The following is an 18,889-nucleotide window of genomic DNA, read 5'->3' on the forward strand; positions in this document are numbered from 1 at the left end:
AAAATCTGAGTAGATTTCAACTTACATATACACAAATAAGCCAAAGGGGGGATTTGGCCCAGAAATCCCCTTATTATGCTTTAGAGAGATGGATAAAACCTTCACCAAAGACGTCCCTTACATCGTGAATGGTAATAAAGGCGTTCTCATCTGTTTGCTTTACTATTTTCTTTAGTTTAACAACTTCTTGTTTATTAATAATAATATACAGTATTTCTTTTTCATCTTTTGTATAATAGCCATGTCCAGATAATACAGTGACTCCACGATTTAATTGCTCGTTTACCTGATCGGCAATTTCAGTGGGGTGACTGGAAATAATCGTGACTGCTTTCTTCGGATTAACGCCTTCAATGACAAATTCCATTACCTTTGTTCCAACATAGAGCATGATAATTGTCAGCATGACCCCTTCTGCTTTTATAAGGAAAAAGGATGCAAATACAACAAGTAGATCAAAAAATAATAAGCCATAACTAATACTCCAACCGAGATACTTATTGGTTAGCTTTGCGAGAATAGTAGAACCAGCTGTTGTACCGCCTACTCTTATAATTAAACCGATTCCAACCCCAGCAAAAACTCCACCAAAAATGACATTAACAAATAATTCATCAGAATATATCGTCCATGACTCTGTTAGATGTAAAAATAATGAGTTGAAGAAGACTGCAATAATGGTATAAACAATCATTTGTTTACTTAAAAATTTATAGCCGATTATTAATAAAATGCTATTTAACGTAAAGTTAACAATACCTGGCGACCATTTAAATAAGTAATAAGCAATAATGGCTACCCCGGTAACTCCTCCCTCTCCTAAGTCATTAGGAATAACAAATAAATTGACAGCTAATGCAAAAAGGAAGGATCCAAATATAATTACAAGGATATCCTTTCCGTATTTTTTCATAAAAAAACCTCCAATAGAACATAAAGTAAATGCTAAATCATTATCAAGTATAATAAAGGTAGCCGTTAATTCATAGGAAAAATTTTATCCCACTCTTAACGGAAAGTACGACTCGCCCTTCAAGCTTATGAGAATACGAGGAAGATAGGTGGGAGATAAAGGTCCGATTAGTTCAACTAACCATCAGTGGGGGAGGAAGGAAAACCACCACTGAATGGTTAGTTGAACTTTAGGAAGGGGAAAATTTACTTAGTACATATTGATGGAATAGGAAGAAGAAAAGAGGGATTACATTAGTACAGGTATGGTGGCAACAGGAAAGTTACTGTTACTTAAATTACTTGTGAACGATTCAAAGGATAGTATTTGCTTGGTGATATTTTAGGCGAATAATCGGGAATAAATGTGAAGAAATGAGAGGGATAGAGTAAACTCCCACTCATCATGTCGGAAGTGGGAGTTTCAAATATATCAATTTTTTACAAAGTCTGCTGCTTATTTAGGTAAAGATAAGCCATTTTTCTTTTGAAAGAGTCATTTTTCTAAAGTATTGTTTGTTGGTGATTCTTCTTCGATTATTTTCGTTACTTTTATTTGGCTGATTCTGCGATCTACAATCTCTTCTACTTGAAATTCAAAGTTTTTGAAAGTGATGGATGGTTTTTCCTGATCATTTGGAATATAGCCAATCTTACTAATGAGAAAACCACTTAATGTATCATAAATTTCTATCGGCAAGGTAATTTTCAATAATTCTTGCACATCGTCTAAACTAATAGTCCCTTGCAATAGATAGGTATGTTCCCCGATAATCTTAATTTCAGGAGGTTTTGGTTCATCGTATTCATCAAAAATATTGCCGACGATTTCCTCAACTAAATCCTCCATTGTAACAATTCCATCTGTTCCGCCATATTCATCGACGACAATGGCAAAAAGAACATTATTTTTTTGCATCTGGATAAATAATTCATCGATTCTTTTTGATTCCAATACAAAATAAGGTTTGCGAATAATCTCACTTAATTGAAATGAGGTATCTTCTTTGCCCATATAGGCTAACAGATCTTTGGAATGTAGGATGCCAATAATGTTATCAATGTTTTCCTCGTAAACAGGGTAGCGAGTATACATTTCACGGTTCACTAGAGTAGCTATCTCCTTTAATGTGTAATCGGAAGGAATGGCTACCATATTGGAGCGATGGGTCATAATATCCGTGACATTTTTATTATCAAATTCAAAAATATTATGGATCATCATTCGCTCATCTTCGTCAATACTTCCTCTTTCATTTCCTACATCTATCATCATTTTTATATCTTCTTCTGTTACTTCCTCATCTTCCTCACCTGGACGTACTCCGAATAGGCGTGCAACTAGATTGGTGGAGAATGTTAAGAAGGCGACAAATGGTGCTGTTATTTTGGAAAGTACCGTTAATGGACTTGCAGCAAACATCGCAATACCTTCTGCTTTCTTTAAAGCCACTCGTTTAGGAACTAATTCACCAAAAACAAGGGTGAAATAGGATAACAGTAGAGTAATAATAATGACTGAAATAGAATCAAGCAGTCCTTGAGAGAGAGGAATTCCCATTGTTAAAAATAACTCTGTCAATTGACCAGAAAAGCTATCAGCTGCAAAGGCACTGGCTAGAAATCCTGCAAGGGTAATACCAATTTGGATGGTGGCTAAAAATTTACTAGGCTCTGATAGTAGTTTATAGACTATTTTAGCTTTCTTATGACCTGTGTCCGCCATATGTTTAATTTTATTGTCATTTAAGGAAATGAGCGCAATTTCTGCGGCAGCAAAGAAAGCATTTAATGCAATTAGAATGACTAGGACTAAAATGCCCAAATCTTTCAGCTCCTTTCCGAGAGATTATCTTCTTTATGTTTTACCCTTTTTAAGGGAAAGTATGCTTTTTGCCAATTTGCTGTAATTTTCAATAAGAATAAAAAATATATGACCTGAGTCATTTTATTTTTGGAAAAAAATGACCTATAGGTATAGGAATCGAGGTGTATTTTCATTATTCTGTATATAGAAAGGATGATGACCTTGTTAGAGATAATGAATTTATCTAAATCATTTAAACAAAAACAAGCTGTAAATTCCGTTAATTTATATTTAGAGAAGGGAGAAATAGTAGGATTGCTTGGACCAAATGGGGCTGGGAAATCTACTACAATCTCCATGATATCTTCGTTAATTGCTCCCGATGTTGGAGATGTAAGACTAAATAACGAAAGTATTTTAAAAACACCACAGACATTACGAAAAATACTTGGAGTAGTCCCACAGGATATTGCTGTTTATCTGGATTTATCTGCACGAGAAAACTTACTTTTCTTTGGAAAAATGCACCGAATCCCTAAAAATATACTACAAAAGAGGGTAGATGAAGTTCTTGAAATAATCGGTTTAAAGGAGCGGGAAAAGGATTTAGTGAAAACTTTTTCCGGTGGGATGAAAAGAAGATTAAATATTGGTGTTGCATTAATTCATGAACCAGAAATTATTATTATGGATGAACCAACCGTTGGAATTGACCCCCAATCAAGAAATTACATTTTAGAAACCGTTAAAAGGCTAAATAAAGAAAAGCAAATGACTGTCCTATACACCAGTCACTATATGGAAGAAGTCGAATTTCTTTGTGATCGCATTTATATTATGGATCATGGTGAAATTATTGCTTCTGGCGCGAAAGAGGATATAAAAAACATCCTCTCCGCAGAAACTGCCATTAATATTAAGGTGGAAATAGTAAAGCATGAATTTACAGAAGCACTCCGCCATCATAAAAATATTAAAAATATCTCCATTCAACAATCAGTAATTACTGTAATCGTGCCACGACAAGTTCATTTACTGAAAGATATTTTGCGAATTGCCGAAGAGCAGAAAACAAATGTACTCTCTGTCCATATTGAGACACCTACTTTAGAAGATGTTTTCTTGCATTTAACAGGTCGTCAATTAAGGGATTAGGAGGGTACCATATGCTTTGGCAAATGATAAAGAAAGAATTATTGATGATTTGGAGAAGACCACGGGAACTAATTGTATTACTGCTTATGCCATTTGTACTCATAACTATTCTTGGAAGTGCTTTAGGGGCATTGAATAATAATGAAGAGGTAGAAGTGACTGCAAAGCTCGCTGTTGTAGTGGAAGATGAAGCAGACCAAGCACAACAACAAGTAATAGAGAAAATTAGACAGTCTAATGCAGCCGAACAGAAAAAAGCAGCTAACATAGCGCTTATTGAATCCCTTGAACCGATAAACATATTTATTAATGTAGTAGGAAAGAGTCCAGAATTAAAGAAAGTTCTATCTATCACCGAATATCGGAACATAAAAGAAGTGAAGGAAAAAGATTATGACGGTGTGTTACTTATTCCAGAAGGCTTTACTACTAAATTTTATAATAATCTTTTAGAAAAAAACACAACGATTCCGGCGTGGATCCTAAAGACAAAGGATGAACAATCCCTTCGTGCAACCATTATCCAAGATATTATTACAAATTATCAAAAAGAATGGGTTTATCAAAAAACAGCACAAGATCTTCAAATTGATTATTCCGCATTAGTAAATACAAACATATATGGACAAATTGAGAATATTGAAAAGAAAAAAGAGATTAGTGCTTTTGCTTATTATGGAGTGGGAATGTGTGTCATGTTTGTGTTCTATATTTCTACAACCGTAGCGGGTTTTGCTTTTCAGCAAAAGGAAGAGCTTATGTATGAGCGAATCTTATTAGCAAATGTTCCAAAAATCGTATTTTTTACTGGCGTTTTTATGGCAGCATTTATATTATCTTTATTACAATTAACGATTTTATTTAGCTTAACAGCATTGATTTATGGAGTAGTCTTTCCTAGTATAATCAATCATTTATTCGTAACTTTGACTGTGAGCATAATGGCAGCAACATTCGCCACATTTACTACTGCGGTTGCTTTTGCTACTAATTCACGAAATGTGGAAAGTATTTTTTCGTCTCTCATTGTTCCGATCCTAGCTTTTATTGGCGGCAGTTTTTTCAATGTGAGTGCAATTGGCGGATTTATGGAAACATTAGGTGAATATTCTCCTGGGGGAGCTGCGCTTACTGCGTATTTAAAAGTATATCAAGGGTACTCCTTAGGGGATATATGGAGTCAGCTAAGAGCAATTCTTTTGTTTTCTGTTCTTTTGCTTTTACTTAGTGTAGTTACCTTGAAGAAAAGAGGAGGGATACGATGAATGCAGTACTATGGGGGAAATGCAAGAAATTTATAAGAAAGCCAGGCGGATTTATTATAACCTCCCTTATCTGTATCGTATTTGCTTATTTAGTCGGGATCTCTTCCTTTACAAAAGTAGAGGTGCCAATTTTCACTGATCAGTCGACGAAAGCAAATAACATTTTAAAGGATTTGAATAAAAGTGAGAGTTATTCGTTTGTTTCATATACAGAAGAAGAAGTAAAGGAACAATTGGCAAAAGGGGAAGCAGATGTAGGGGTATCGATAAATGCAGATACTTATACGATCTTTAGGATAGCCGAAACTGCCAATGTATTAATGGTGCAAAATTTTCTTCAAACCTATTATGGTTATATGCTGAAGGAAGATGCATTATTAAATAATGCAGCGGATAAAGAAGAAGCAAAAAGGGTGCTTATAAGTAATAAAGAAACGCCAATTATTCCGGTATCAAATGAACAAACTTTATCAGAAAAAGAAGCGACTTATAATCAGTCACTCCAGTCGTTATTTGGATTTACTTTATTCTTCTGTATTTATACCATTTCATTTACGGTAATAGAGATACTAAGAGATAAACAAAATGGAATATGGGATCGTTTTATCTTATCCTCTACGTCGAAAGCCCAAATATATTTAGGACATCTAGTATTTAGCTTTTTCATAGGATACGCACAAATTATTATGATCTTTCTTCTTTTTAAATATGGATTAAATATTGATTTTAATGGAAATTTTTATTTGGTGTATGTACTAATCATTCCATACTTATTTTCCATCGTGGCATTAACGATTCTCCTTACAGGTCTTGTTAAAACACCAAGCCAGTTCAATGCCATTATTCCACTTGTATCAGTTAGCTTTGCTATGCTTGGCGGAGCATATTGGCCAATTGAAATCGTTACATCGAAAGTAATGCTTCTTTTATCTAAATTTATTCCCATTACTTATGGAATGGAGCTATTAAAAAAAGGGATTATTGAAAGTGCCTCATGGATGGACATCATGGTTCCAGCAGGAATTCTTTGTTTAATGGGAACGATTATGCTAGGCATCGGCATTCAGCTTATTGAAAAAAGACATGTGTAAAAAAATGTTATGATGGAATATTTCGAAAAAATAAAAAACGGTGTATAATAAAGGAAATAGATTCCAAAATTGATGAGGAAGGAGCTGAAACACTTGATACGAAAAATAGTTAAAGGATATTTATCCCACTCTTAACGGGCAGTAAGACTCCCCCCTCAAGCTTCTGAGAATACGAGGAAGATAGGTGGGAGATCTACTGTCCGTAAAGGTCCGATTGGTTCAACTAACCATCAGTGGGGGGGGAAGGAAACCCCCACTGATGGAAGTTTCACTTTATATGTGGTTGTTCTGCCTCTTACCTTATTAATTTCTGTTATTTTTGAGCCAAGTGGTAGCCTCGTGCGATTAACGAATGACACTATTAGAGATATGTAGTAAGTAAAAAAGGTAGTTAAATAAGTATCTGTCTGTGGAAGGCAGGTACTTATTTATGGAGATAAAGGATATGGAACAGCAGCCCTTTTAACATTGGGAAAATACGTTCAAACTTTAGGTGCAAAGAAACTTTCATTACATATACTTGGACATAATACAAGAGCTATTCATCTGTATCAAAAAAACTAAACTTTCAAATAACAGATTTAGTAATGAGCAAAAATGATAAGGGGATTTGCATGAAAAGTATCTATATAATTTTAGCAACTTTAACAGTCGAAACATTGATAATATGGTTTGCATCCTATTTATTAGGATGGAACTTTACCCCACTCTTAACGGACAGTAAGACTCCCCCCTCAAGTTTATGAGAATACGAGGAAGATAGGTGGGAGATCAACTGTCCGTAAAGGTCCGATTGGTTCAACTAACCATCAGTGGGGGTTGAAGAAAAACCCCCAATGATGGAAGTTTCACTTTATCGACACCATCTTATTAGGCAGTCTTTTGCTTTTTGGAATTGTTTATCTTTTTCGTCTATATATTCATCAAACCAATGCAACCTTCAATGCAAACATTGCCGGCTGGACATGGGAGGAAGCTGGAATTGGTCCTTTTCATTTCCGGATTTCGCCAATAATTATTGGACTTATTTTATTTATCGTTATTAGTATTCTCGTTACCTTTATTACCTACTATCGTTATTTTTTCGATTAAGAATGATAGGAAAAATGGTATACAACAATGGTTATATAAATAAGCTTGAGAGGATGCGAAGATATGAGATTACTGGAACATGAAATATAAAATCATTATTGCAGAGGCCCTCCACTATCCACTATCTTTTGTAGGAAAAGAGAAAATAGAGGAGGAATAAAAAGTGAAAGATTCAAATTTTCATAGGTATTTAGAGGAAATAAACGAGAAGTTTGAAGGCTGGGATTTTTCGAGCATCTATGATACAGGGAGAATCCAAAACAGCCTGCTTTCCTGGTCTTATGGTAGTAAAGTGATCTCCGCAATGCAGGGAGCTACTGCTATATTGGATATGGGTACTGGTGGCGGAGAGTTTCTTTCTCTATTAAAGGGGTACTATCCACCAACCGTCTATGCAACAGAAGGCTATAAACCGAATGTACCGATTGCGAAAAGGAAGTTAGAACCTTTAGGAGTCAAAGTATATGAAGTTGTTGATAATGAGCATTTGCCGTTTCCAGATAATCACTTCGACTTAATAATTAACAGGCATGAATCATACTCTGTAAAGGAGTTAAAAAGGATAATAAAGACGAATGGAATCTTTATCACCCAGCAAGTAGGTGGCTGGGATTGCAAGGAGTTAAATGACTGGTTTGGAGTTGCTGTTAATTCTGAATTTAAGGAGTGGAATCTTCAATCAGCTCTCAAGAATTTTTCTATTGACCAATGGGAGATTCTAGAGCAAAGAGAGGAGTTTCCTACACAGCGATTTTATGACTTGGGCTCAGTTCTTTTCTATTTAAAAGCGATTCCTTGGCAAATTCCAGATTTTAGCGTAGAAAAATACCAAGATGCATTGTATCGGCTTTATCAGCATTTAGAAGAAGTGGGATACTTGGATGCTACCCAATCTCGCTTTTATATGAAGGTAAAATGTAAATAAACGAGAATAATAACAGAAACTCAGTTAGAAGCCTTAAAGGCTTTTGCTGAGTTTTTTTATCCCACTTTTAACGATCCAGCTCAAGATTTGGTCGAAAAGCTAGGTGTTGAAACTCGCGGGGAATGAGGAAAAAGCCCTGCTAATGAAATTTTTCTTAACATGGTTTTTATCGAATATAAAAACATATTACAAATGCTGTAAAGAGGAATGGTACAATGGATAGAAAGGATATTTTTTCCTTTTTAGAATAATAGAGACAGAAAAGTCTATAAGGGAGGAAAAGCAATGGCTACAGAAGAAATCATTACAATAAAAGGATTACGGAAAAACTATGGTGTAAAGGAGGTTTTAAAAGGGATTGATCTTCATGTTTCACGCGGGGAGATTATTGGTTATATTGGACCGAATGGAGCTGGAAAAAGCACCACCGTTAAAATTATCCTTGGGATTGAAAGTTATAATGAAGGGGAAGTAAAACTTTTCGGAAAAGAAATTAATCAAGATTCAATCGAGTATAAGCGGAGAATTGGGTATGTACCAGAGATAGCAGAGGTGTATGATAATCTAACTGCCTATGAGTATTTAACCTTTATAGGCCAATTATATGGGATGAATGCAGATTTTGTTGATCAAAAAGCGCAAAGATTAATGGAGCTGTTTGGAATTGGTGAGGTTTATCATTCCAGAATATCCTCTTATTCAAAAGGAATGCGGCAAAAACTATTAATTATTTCTAGTGTTTTACATAACCCTGATATTTTATTTCTAGATGAACCAATCAATGGGCTAGATGCTAATAGTGTGATGATATTTAAGGAAATTCTTGCACAGCTCGCATCATCTGGAAAAACAATCTTCTATTCTTCTCATATTATGGATGTTGTAGAAAAGATAAGTAGTCGAATTATTTTATTAAATGAGGGAAAGATTGTGGTAGATGGAAGCTTCAAAGAGCTTCAGACACAAAATGAACAAGGAAGTTTAGAAGGTATCTTTAATCAACTTACAGGATTTCATAATCATAGAGAAATTGGGGAATCCTTCGTATCCGTTGTGCAAGAGGTGCAATCATGACAGATTATACGGTATTAAAACTTCTTGATCGCTTTAAAGCTTTTTTTCAGAAATTAGGCATCGATTATGAGGTGTTAAGGGCCATTCTTCAAGTAAAACTTATGATGGATCAACGCAAACTACCAACCATCTTCTCACAGTCTAATCAGAAAAAAGAAAAGAAAGAAGATAAATATGCCTATATAAAATCTTTATGGTTATATGCTTTTATGGGATTAGTTCTTATTCCGTTTATGGCATTCGGTGACAACTACCTTTTTCAAATGAGTATTTCTTTTGGAATTATTTTATTTCTCGTTATGACTTCTATGATTTCAGATTTTTCTGCTGTATTATTGGATGTTCGCGACAAGCATATTGTACACACGAAACCAATTAATAGGCGAACAATCAATGCAGCAAAAGTGGTACATATAATGATTTATCTGTCTCAACTAACAATTGCGATCACCTTTATTCCGTTAGTCGTAAGTCTCATAAAACAAGGCATTGTCTTTTTCTTAATAACGGTTGTTCTTCTTGTTTTAGCCAACTTATTTATTGTTGTTATTACAGCATTACTATACATGACTATTCTGCGTTTTTTTGATGGAGAAAAACTAAAGGATATAATCAACTATGTTCAGATTGGCTTGTCTATCGTTATTATGGTAGGGTATCAGCTTGTTATTCGAAGCTTTGAGTTTGTTGATTTAAATATTGTGTATCAAGTACATTGGTGGCATATTTTTATCATTCCAATGTGGTTTGCAGGTCCGTATGAATGGATTTTGAATGGGAATACCGAAAAGATGATGATACTTCTCGCCACTCTCGCTCTTGTTTTACCAATTATCGCGATTAATATTTATGGGAAGCTAATTCCTGTTTTTGAGAAAAACTTAGAAAAATTGACGAGCCAAAGTAAAGCGAAAAAAAGAAAGGTTTCAAAGTTTAGAAAATGGCTATTATCACTTTTTATATTAAAAAAGAAAGCTATCGATTAATTCCGTACTTTTTCTTTGGTGTTCTATGTTCTGTGAGTAATTAATTTGATATAAGCTGGAAAACAACACATTAAGTACATAATCAATAGCTACTTGTGATGAAAAGGTAGCTATTTTGTATGTTTCTTTTTTTTCTAAAGCTGGTATGGTTAAAACAACATCAGCCATTTTGGCTAGTTTACTTTCAGGAAAGGCTGTAAGTAATAAAATTGGCACCTGTCTCTCTTTTAATATACGAGCAGCAATTAAGTCATCCTTTGATTTAGCTTCATAAGTAATAAAGAAGGCACAATCATTTATATCAATGTTAACAGTATTGTTGGCAAATTCATTACGAGCCGTTGCAATTATTGCATATTTATTTATTTTTAAAAGTTTATTTTGAAAACTTTCTGCCCGAATTTGGGAATCCCCTACAGCATACATAAAGATTCGTTTTGACTTGTATAGATACTTAGTCATCTTAAACAGTGATATTTCATTTAATAATTCGTAACTCTCTTTGATTGACTGTTGAGTTAAATACATCATATCTTGACTAATCTTCATAAGGGAAGCTTCATTTTCAAAAGGAATATTGGGATTAATTTCAGATAAGACATGGTTTTTCTGTTCGATAGATTTAACAAGCATAATCTTAAAATCCTTAAAGCCCTTCATCCCTAATTTTTGAGTAAAGCGAATGATAGAAGTATGTGAAGTAAATGTTTTTTGTGCTAACTCTTGGATTGTCATTCTCTCAATTAAGTTAGCATTCTCCAATATATATTTTGCAATATTTTTTTCTGCTGCAGTATAATCCGTTCTATTTGCAATTTGTTCTAGCAACAAACCGTCTCACTCCTTTAAAATTGAACATTTTGTTCATCAAAACAGCTTTATTTTAGGTTAAGTCTTGAACATTTTATCCTAAATCCGTTAAATCAAGATCCTTACATGGAATTCTCTATTATTCCATCCTATAATAAACTCATTGAGGATAAAAAGGAGTATTTTTATGCTAACAATTGGATATATAAGAAATGGTAAAAGTACAAATCGGTATCACCTTCCTTTTGCTTTACAAAGAGAAAATATAAAGGTGAAAACAATTTATTATACTATCATACATCGGGAGGAATAAATAATAAAAGATGACGAAACACTATTACAATTGGCAATTTTAGAAGAGGGAATGAAAGGATGTAAATGAAATGAAACTTGGAATAGTGGGAGCAGGAATGATTGTTCAGGATTTATTACCTGTGTTTAAATCTATACCCCAAATAGACTTGGTGGCGATTTTTGGAAGACCAGCTAAAAAAGAATTCTTATTATCTTTACAAAAAGAATATCTTATCAAAAAAATATATGTAGATTATAAAGAAATGCTTGCTGATACTGAAATAGATGTAATTTATATAGCATTACCAAATCATCTTCATTATTCCTATACAAAACTAGCATTAGGAGCTAGAAAACATGTTATCTGTGAGAAGCCTTTTACATCTAACTTAGATGAATTAAAGGAATTGGAAAGTATCGCACGAAGTAACGATCTTTATTTAATAGAGGCAATTACTAATCAATATAGAGGAAACTATTCACAAATAAAGGAATTGTTACCTAAATTAGGTGATGTAAAGGTTGTAGAAGTAAATTATTCTCAATATTCATCTCGGTACAATGCCTTTAAAGAAGGCAATATCTTACCGGCTTTTAATCCTGAGATGTCAGGTGGTGCATTAATGGATATTAATAGTTATAATATTCATTTTGTTGTAGGGATATTTGGGAAACCAAACGGTGTACAGTATTATCCAAATCTGTCTCAGGGAATTGATACTTCTGGAGTCTTGATTTTAGAATATGATCGCTTTAAAGCGGTCTGTATCGGATCTAAAGATAGTATGGGTCAATCATTTGCTACTATTCAAGGAGAGAATGGCTTCTTAACAGTTAATGGACCTGTTAATAGTCTTGATTCTTTTACAATTAGTACTGCTAGTAAAGTAGTTGAAAATATGAATAAAAATGAGCATACACATCGAATGTACGAAGAATTTGTCGCATTCGAAAGAATAATTCGTGAGAAAAATAAAAGTGAAATGTTGAAAAAACTAGAACATAGCCTTCAGGTGATGGAGATTATTACAGTTGCTAGAAAAAGGGCGGGAATAGTATTTGCTGCCGATGAATTATAAAATATAGGTAAGAATGGAGTCTTCTATTAATAGAGGACTCTTTTTAGTCATTAGTCCAACCTTTATGGATATATAGATAAAACAGGTATTTATATCCCACTCTTAACGGACAGTAAGACTTTCCCCCCTCAAGCTTATGAGAATACGAGGAAGATAGGTGGGAGATCAACTGTCCACAAAGGTCTGATTGTTTCAACTTACCATCAGTGGGGGAGGAAGGAAAACCCCACTGATGGAAGTTTCAATTTATCATTTTCTAGAATGTCTATTTATAATGTGTTTCCTCATTGGTAATAGTTAAGCCCATTAATATTGCACTTATGAAAAGGAGATATAAAAGTATACAAAATTAAGGAGATTTAACTCATAATGGTTAGTAAATAAAGAAGGATTCTATTATAAAGAATATAAGAGGAGCGATAACATCATGGAAGAAGAGCAATTAAAAGTATTTGACGAAAAGAGAGTACAAATCGGTATTGCAACCCGCAGCGAAGTTCATGAAAAGGGATTATGGCATGAAACCTTTCATTGTTGGATTGTATCTGAACAGGATGGACAATTGTACCTCTATTTACAAATTAGAAGTCCTTTGAAAAAGGATTATCCCAATCTTTTAGATATTACGGCAGCGGGTCATTTGCTAGCACATGAAGAGATTGTAGATGGTATAAGAGAGATGGAAGAAGAGATTGGGATATATGCGAAAATGGAGGAGTTAATTTACTTAGGTGTGTTGAATTATGAAATGAACAATGGAAACTTTTTGGACAAGGAATTTGCCCATACTTTTTTATATAAAAGAAACATAGGTTTCGATGAGTTTCAATTACAGGAAGAAGAAGTAGCGGGAATTGTATCGACTAGATTGGAAGATTTCTATGCATTATGGGAAGGAACGGAACAGCTAATCGAAGTTGTTGGATATGAAAGGAAGGAAAGTGGACAACGAGAAATGATTCAGCGACAAGTTGGACGAGAAAATTTTGCGCCACATCCTATTTCTTATTACAATCGATTAATGCAAGCTTTAAAGGAGAACTTGTAAATGGGGGAGAAGGAGAGAAGTCTGAAATAATTATTGAAATCACTATCTCAAAAAGAATGCATGACAAATAAACCATCATTGGATGATTTTTTTAAAATTTATACGACAAAATCAAGATGCTTCTAACACATGATAACCATGGTTTTTAGCTAATAAAATCGCTTGTTCTACCGTGATTTCACGGTTTACTGGAAGAACATCCGATTTTAAATATAATTCAGCGTTATAGGCTTCTTTCTTTTTGAGAATATTGTAGATAGCTGTTAAAAGCATTCGTGCAATCGCAATAATTGCTCGTTTGTGACCACGGCGTTTTCTTAGCCGTAGGTAACGGTTTCGAATTTCGGGATGTTTTTCACTTTTAACCACTGCGGTTGCACATTGCACCAAAAGTGGTTTTATGTAACATCCAGCTCTTGAAATTCTTACTGACTTTTTCTTGCCGGCACTCTCGTTATTTGTGGGTGTAAGTCCTGCCCAGGAGCATAAATGCTTAGCTGTCGGAAACACGTCCATATCAACACCTATTTCGGAAACCACGGCAATGGCGGAAAAAATGTTTTTAAAAGACGGAACAGTTAAGATTAAGTTGATTTCATCATGGTAGGACGTGGCAAGTGAAAGAATAATTTTTTCAAGATCTGCTTTACGGGCTCCAAGGTCTTCATAATGTTGTTTAATAACCTTTAATTTTTCAGCCTGTTCAGATGTAATGTATCCATCAATAGCGAGCTCGAGTTCAGGAAGTTTATGCTTCATGGAGCCATGAATTAAAGGTTCTAAATCAAATGAGGTGTCTAATGGATCCTTTAGTAGCTTCTCAATAATGTTCATGGAGCTTTTGCCGAAGGTATCCGAAACAATATTTCCAAGCTGAATATTAGACACAGTTAAACTGTTTTGAAGACGGTTTTTCTCACTCGACATAAAGTTAGTCAGCTTGAAGCGATAACGCATAAGGTCACGAAGCTGCCTAATCTCAAGTGGAGGCATAAAGCTTCCGGCTACAAGATCATGTTTAAATAAATCAGCAATCCATTTAGCATCTTTTTTATCGGTTTTTTTACCGCGGATTGCCTTGACATACTTAGGATGCGCCAAGGTGATGTTACAGGAATCTTCTAGTACATTGAACACAGGAATCCAGTATTTCCCGGTAGATTCCATACAAACATCCTGACAATCATTTTCACAAAGCCATTGTGACAGCTCAAGCAATCCTTTTGTATAGGTTGAAAAGCGATGGCGTTTGTAAGTGGTTACTCCTTTGGAAGTGGAGGCAATACAAGCCACAACAAAGGATTTGTGGACATCAATTCCACAACAAATGGGATAAACAATTTTTAAAGCCATAGGGAAAACTCCTTTATAAGATTTATAGGGATAGACAACATTGACTGATTGCCCAGCGATAAACGAGTAATGTTTATACAAAGATAAGTCTGCGTGCTCGAAGTCACACTTATTTGTGCTTGGAAAGGCAATCTACACATATAAAAATGCGGTCACTCCACAACTGGAGCAGCCCACTCACCTCCGCGTGATTTGTAGTTGATTGGTATCCCTATGGCTATAGATTTGCCAAAATAACGCTCAGTGCAAACTTGTTTCATTACGTTTTGTGCCTTGAGCGAAGCGAAAGGAATGGATATAAAAATGAATAAAAACAAAACCATGTATCTAATTCGTCATTGTGAGGCGACAGGACAAAATGAAGATGCTGAACTGACGATAAATGGAAGAAAACAGGCTGTTAAACTAGCAGATTTTCTCGAAGAAAAGAATATTCAATATATCCTATCCAGTACATATTTGCGTGCCTATAAATCAATTCAACCTTTAGCAGAAAGGCTTCAGCTGCCGATCCATAAAGATGAACGTTTAATCGAGAGAAAGCTTAGTGACAAAAACTTGGATGAGTGGCTCTTGCTATTAGAAAAATCTTTTACAAACCTAGACATCGTATACGAAGGTGGAGAGTCTAGTAGACAAGCAATGGAAAGAGGCGTCACTGTTATAAAAGAGTGTATGTATAGAAAGGAAACGACTTTTGCAATTGTTACTCATGGAAACTTGCTTTCTTTGATATGGAAATATTTTGATCAAACAGTATGTTTTAAAGAATGGAGAGAGCTCTCGAATCCAGATGTTCTTCAGGTCCATTTCAATCAAGAGAAGATAACTGTAAACCGAATCTGGAGGAATAACATGTGAGCGAACAGAAAAATTTTCATCTACCTTTTGGTGTATATGGAATTTACATAGAAAATAATAGATTGTTAGTTATTCATAAGAAAATTTAGATAAACTATCCATAGATAATGCTTCTCCACTTGTATGAAAGGCAGTAGAGTGGATACAAACAGGATCAATTGGACTTGAAGTAACTTGGTTTAAGGAATGGGAAGGGAAGAAATCCTTCCATATATAAGGAGAAAAAGGAGAGTATATATGATTATTAGAAAAGCAAAAGGGGAGGATGCCAAAGAGATCGCAAAAGTGCATGTAGATAGTTAGAGAACTATTTTCGAAATTCGTGGCCGAAATGAACAGAAGTTGTTTTTTGGATGGAAATAATGACAACGAAAACACTTATTTGATATAAAAAACTGTCGGCAGTTCATCCTGTCGACAGTTTTAAAAATGGATAGGAAATGTTTCAAGAAGAAAGCTTCTCCACAATCATTCGTTTTCCAGTATTTAAGGTGAATTCAAAACGGTCGGTGCTTTTTTCATTATAAAAGAAATGATGATTAACGCTACAGAGTCCCTCCTCATTATCAAAAATCATCATATTTACACCACTCTTCCGCTTTTCATCCTTTAAAAAGGTAAGGTGATTATAACAATATATACAATCATAAATGGAGAACTTCATCGAATTTAACGTAGTAATAAACTGATAAAAGCTATCGTCACTTAAATCATCTAATAATTCTTCTAAGGCAAATACTAGATGTTTTCTTATGCGAATTGGATCTTCATGCTCTAGAAAGTGGATGGAACTAGAAACATTTACTTTGCCCTCCTCAAGTAGAATTCCTTTTCGCCAACGATTTAAGATGAGAATTTCAATTTCTTGATGTAAATATTCATCAAGCATAGCTGCGTCTTCTGTTTCTTCATCGAAAAAAATCCATTGATTATTTATATATTCAACTGTCCCTTTTGTAAAGGCACGCGTTTGAAATTCAATTAGTTTTGATCTGTGCTGATTGTTCATTGTAAACCTCCCAAAGATTACACGCCCATAAATTCTTTTTAGACAGATAAACAAAATTTTATAACTAATCCTTCTTTTTCCTTCCTTAAAAGATTGAAAACGATTAATTTTCTTTTTTAAAATGGAACATTAGATAAACTTCATATGGACAAATAACCATTTTATTTTTAGGGCATAGAATACTCCATACTGATTGATTGGTATCTAATCATAAGTTCCACGAAAGAAAGGATGATAATCATGTGTGGAATAACAGGTTGGGCTGATTACAAAAAAGACTTAAGAAAAGAGTCGGAAGTATTATCAGCTATGGCAGAAACGTTGGCCAAAAGAGGCCCAGATGATACAAATGTTTGGACTACACTGCATGCAGGATTCGGTCATAAACGATTAGTGGTAGTAGATCCGTTAAATGGTATTCAACCAATGACAAAAGAAAAACAGGGTTATCACTACACGATTTGTTACAATGGTGAGTTATATAATACGGAAGACATAAGAAAAGAATTACTAATAAAAGGATATTCATTTCAAGGTCATTCTGATACAGAAGTTTTACTTACTTCTTATATAGAGTGGGGAGAAGATTGCCTCGAATACTTAAATGGAATATTTGCCTTTGCCGTTTGGGATGAAAAACGCAATTCCTTATTCATTGGAAGAGATCGATTAGGGGTTAAACCGTTGTTTTACGCTGAAGTTGGAACTAGCTTTATCTTTGGATCTGAATTAAAGGCATTGCTAGCAAATCCGAATGTGAAAACAGAGCTAGATAGAGAAGGGTTAGCAGAAGTGTTTGCTCTTGGGCCTTCTCACACACCAGGAAGTGGTATCTTTAAAGGCATTAAAGAGCTTCGTCCAGGGCATGCATTAAAGTTTACACAGGATGGGCTGAAAGTATGGCGGTATTGGAATGTAAAAAGTGAAGAACATAAAGATACATTTGATGAAACAGTTGAAAAAGTACGTTTCCTTTTTAAAGATGCTGTTACAAGACAATTAGTATCAGACGTACCATTAAGTACTTTTCTTTCAGGTGGTGTGGATTCCAGTGCTATTACAGCCATTGCTTCCATGGAATATGCGAAAACGGGAAAAGGACCGCTTCATACGTATTCCATCGATTATGAAGGCAATGATAAATTCTTTAAAGCAAATGAGTTCCAGCCAAATTCAGATGGCGTTTATATCCAAAAAATGACGGACACTTTTGGAACCATCCACCATAATTGTGTGATCACCCAAGAGACATTAGCTGCCTTTTTGCATGAGGCGGTAACGGTAAGAGATGTGCCGGGGATGGCGGATGTGGATTCCTCTTTATTATGGTTCTGTCGAGAAATAAAGAAAGATTTTGTTGTGAGCTTATCCGGCGAATGTGCAGATGAAATTTTTGGTGGCTATCCATGGTTTAGGAGAGAGGCGGATTTGCAAAGAGAAGGCTTCCCGTGGATGAGATCGATTGAAGAACGACAAAAGCTATTGAAAAATGCATGGAGCGATAAATTGCAATTAAAAGATTATATGATGGATAAATATAACCAAACAATTGCAGAGACACCTAAATTAGCTGGAGAAAACAAAGAAGATGCAAAACGCCGAGAATTATTTTATCTTAATCAGCTCTGGTTTATGACCACTTTATTGGAGCGAAAAGATAGAATGAGTATGGGAGCAAGCCTAGAGGTACGTGTACCATTTGCTGACCATCGCTTAGTAGAATATGTGTGGAATGTACCATGGGAAATGAAGAATTATATGGGCAGGGAAAAAGGATTATTGCGAAAAGCGTTAGAAGGAATTCTTCCAGATGAAGTATTATATCGCAAGAAAAGCCCTTATCCAAAAACACATAATCCTATTTACACAAAAACAGTAACAGATATGTTAAAAACTGCTTTAACAGATAAGAGCTCTGCTTTATATGAATTCTTTGATAAAGAACGTCTCGCAGAAATTATTCAAACAGAAGGCTCTGCATTTAAAGAGCCGTGGTTTGGTCAGTTGATGACAGGTCCACAGCTACTCGCACACTTAGTACAAATTCATTATTGGTTTAAAGATTATAATATCAATGTTGTAGAGTAAA

Annotated in this window: 18 protein-coding genes; 13 read left to right on the plus strand and 5 right to left on the minus strand. The window is 34.7% G+C overall.

What is annotated here, in order from left to right:
• Positions 1 to 73: 73 nt before the first annotated feature.
• Both NKG37_RS13180 and NKG37_RS13185 read right to left on the minus strand, forming a co-directional pair.
• Positions 74 to 913 (minus strand): YitT family protein, encoded by an 840-nt coding sequence (locus NKG37_RS13180; protein WP_169188095.1) that lies wholly within the window; start codon positions 911 to 913, stop codon positions 74 to 76.
• Between the two features lie 534 nt (positions 914 to 1,447).
• On the minus strand, positions 1,448 to 2,776 hold the full coding sequence (locus tag NKG37_RS13185; RefSeq protein ID WP_016202036.1) for a hemolysin family protein: 1,329 nt from the start codon (positions 2,774 to 2,776) through the stop codon (positions 1,448 to 1,450).
• A gap of 204 nt (positions 2,777 to 2,980) precedes the next feature.
• Here NKG37_RS13185 and NKG37_RS13190 point away from each other — a divergent pair, with 204 nt between their 5' ends.
• From NKG37_RS13190 to NKG37_RS13220, 8 genes are all read left to right on the plus strand, one after another.
• Entirely contained in the window at positions 2,981 to 3,913 is a 933-nt protein-coding gene (locus NKG37_RS13190; RefSeq protein ID WP_169188096.1) for an ABC transporter ATP-binding protein, read from the plus strand.
• 11 nt (positions 3,914 to 3,924) lie between these two features.
• Entirely contained in the window at positions 3,925 to 5,178 is a 1,254-nt protein-coding gene (locus tag NKG37_RS13195) for an ABC transporter permease (protein WP_169188097.1), read from the plus strand.
• The gene (locus tag NKG37_RS13200; RefSeq protein ID WP_224427414.1) at positions 5,175 to 6,269 is read left to right on the plus strand and encodes an ABC transporter permease; all 1,095 of its coding nucleotides are present in this window, start codon (positions 5,175 to 5,177) and stop codon (positions 6,267 to 6,269) included. The genes NKG37_RS13195 and NKG37_RS13200 overlap by 4 nt, the downstream gene beginning before the upstream one ends.
• 468 nt (positions 6,270 to 6,737) lie before the next feature.
• On the plus strand, positions 6,738 to 6,833 hold the full coding sequence (locus tag NKG37_RS26335) for a GNAT family protein (RefSeq protein WP_205835581.1): 96 nt from the start codon (positions 6,738 to 6,740) through the stop codon (positions 6,831 to 6,833).
• Positions 6,834 to 7,151: 318 nt separating this feature from the next.
• Positions 7,152 to 7,361: a hypothetical protein gene (locus NKG37_RS13205; RefSeq protein ID WP_169188099.1), complete on the plus strand. Its 210-nt coding sequence runs from the start codon at positions 7,152 to 7,154 to the stop codon at positions 7,359 to 7,361.
• 163 nt (positions 7,362 to 7,524) lie between these two features.
• On the plus strand, positions 7,525 to 8,286 hold the full coding sequence (locus NKG37_RS13210; protein ID WP_169188100.1) for a class I SAM-dependent methyltransferase: 762 nt from the start codon (positions 7,525 to 7,527) through the stop codon (positions 8,284 to 8,286).
• Positions 8,287 to 8,571: 285 nt separating this feature from the next.
• Positions 8,572 to 9,360: an ABC transporter ATP-binding protein gene (locus tag NKG37_RS13215; RefSeq protein WP_016202042.1), complete on the plus strand. Its 789-nt coding sequence runs from the start codon at positions 8,572 to 8,574 to the stop codon at positions 9,358 to 9,360.
• Positions 9,357 to 10,346 (plus strand): hypothetical protein, encoded by a 990-nt coding sequence (locus NKG37_RS13220; protein WP_254414787.1) that lies wholly within the window; start codon positions 9,357 to 9,359, stop codon positions 10,344 to 10,346. Before NKG37_RS13215 ends, NKG37_RS13220 begins: the two co-directional genes overlap by 4 nt.
• Here the strand turns inward: NKG37_RS13220 and NKG37_RS13225 are convergent.
• A complete protein-coding gene (locus NKG37_RS13225) occupies positions 10,323 to 11,177 on the minus strand; it encodes a MurR/RpiR family transcriptional regulator (protein WP_169188102.1) in 855 nt (284 codons plus the stop codon). The genes NKG37_RS13220 and NKG37_RS13225 overlap by 24 nt on opposite strands.
• Before the next feature lie 166 nt (positions 11,178 to 11,343).
• Here NKG37_RS13225 and NKG37_RS26110 point away from each other — a divergent pair, with 166 nt between their 5' ends.
• From NKG37_RS26110 to NKG37_RS13235, 3 genes are all read left to right on the plus strand, one after another.
• Positions 11,344 to 11,469: a hypothetical protein gene (locus NKG37_RS26110; RefSeq protein ID WP_263479751.1), complete on the plus strand. Its 126-nt coding sequence runs from the start codon at positions 11,344 to 11,346 to the stop codon at positions 11,467 to 11,469.
• A 70-nt stretch (positions 11,470 to 11,539) separates the two neighbouring features.
• Complete coding sequence (locus NKG37_RS13230) at positions 11,540 to 12,529, plus strand: Gfo/Idh/MocA family protein (RefSeq protein WP_016202046.1); 990 nt, start codon at positions 11,540 to 11,542, stop codon at positions 12,527 to 12,529.
• Between the two features lie 427 nt (positions 12,530 to 12,956).
• Positions 12,957 to 13,577, plus strand: a complete 621-nt coding sequence (locus NKG37_RS13235; RefSeq protein ID WP_169188103.1) for an NUDIX hydrolase — start codon at positions 12,957 to 12,959, stop codon at positions 13,575 to 13,577.
• Positions 13,578 to 13,688: 111 nt separating this feature from the next.
• On the opposite strand, the gene NKG37_RS13240 is transcribed toward NKG37_RS13235, so the two are convergent.
• Positions 13,689 to 14,930 (minus strand): IS110 family RNA-guided transposase, encoded by a 1,242-nt coding sequence (locus NKG37_RS13240; protein ID WP_254414788.1) that lies wholly within the window; start codon positions 14,928 to 14,930, stop codon positions 13,689 to 13,691.
• Positions 14,931 to 15,233: 303 nt separating this feature from the next.
• Between NKG37_RS13240 and NKG37_RS13245 the strand changes: the two genes are divergently transcribed.
• On the plus strand, positions 15,234 to 15,791 hold the full coding sequence (locus NKG37_RS13245) for a histidine phosphatase family protein (RefSeq protein ID WP_040344131.1): 558 nt from the start codon (positions 15,234 to 15,236) through the stop codon (positions 15,789 to 15,791).
• A 445-nt stretch (positions 15,792 to 16,236) separates the two neighbouring features.
• Here the strand turns inward: NKG37_RS13245 and NKG37_RS13250 are convergent, their stop codons facing one another.
• On the minus strand, positions 16,237 to 16,800 hold the full coding sequence (locus NKG37_RS13250; RefSeq protein WP_169188104.1) for a DUF2777 domain-containing protein: 564 nt from the start codon (positions 16,798 to 16,800) through the stop codon (positions 16,237 to 16,239).
• A gap of 240 nt (positions 16,801 to 17,040) precedes the next feature.
• Here NKG37_RS13250 and asnB point away from each other — a divergent pair, with 240 nt between their 5' ends.
• Positions 17,041 to 18,888, plus strand: a complete 1,848-nt coding sequence (gene asnB, locus NKG37_RS13255) for an asparagine synthase (glutamine-hydrolyzing) (RefSeq protein WP_169188105.1) — start codon at positions 17,041 to 17,043, stop codon at positions 18,886 to 18,888.
• Position 18,889: the final 1 nt, after the last annotated feature.

Origin of the sequence: Niallia sp. RD1 (genome assembly GCF_024219955.1) — a bacterium.
Classification (GTDB): domain Bacteria; phylum Bacillota; class Bacilli; order Bacillales; family Cytobacillaceae; genus Niallia; species Niallia alba.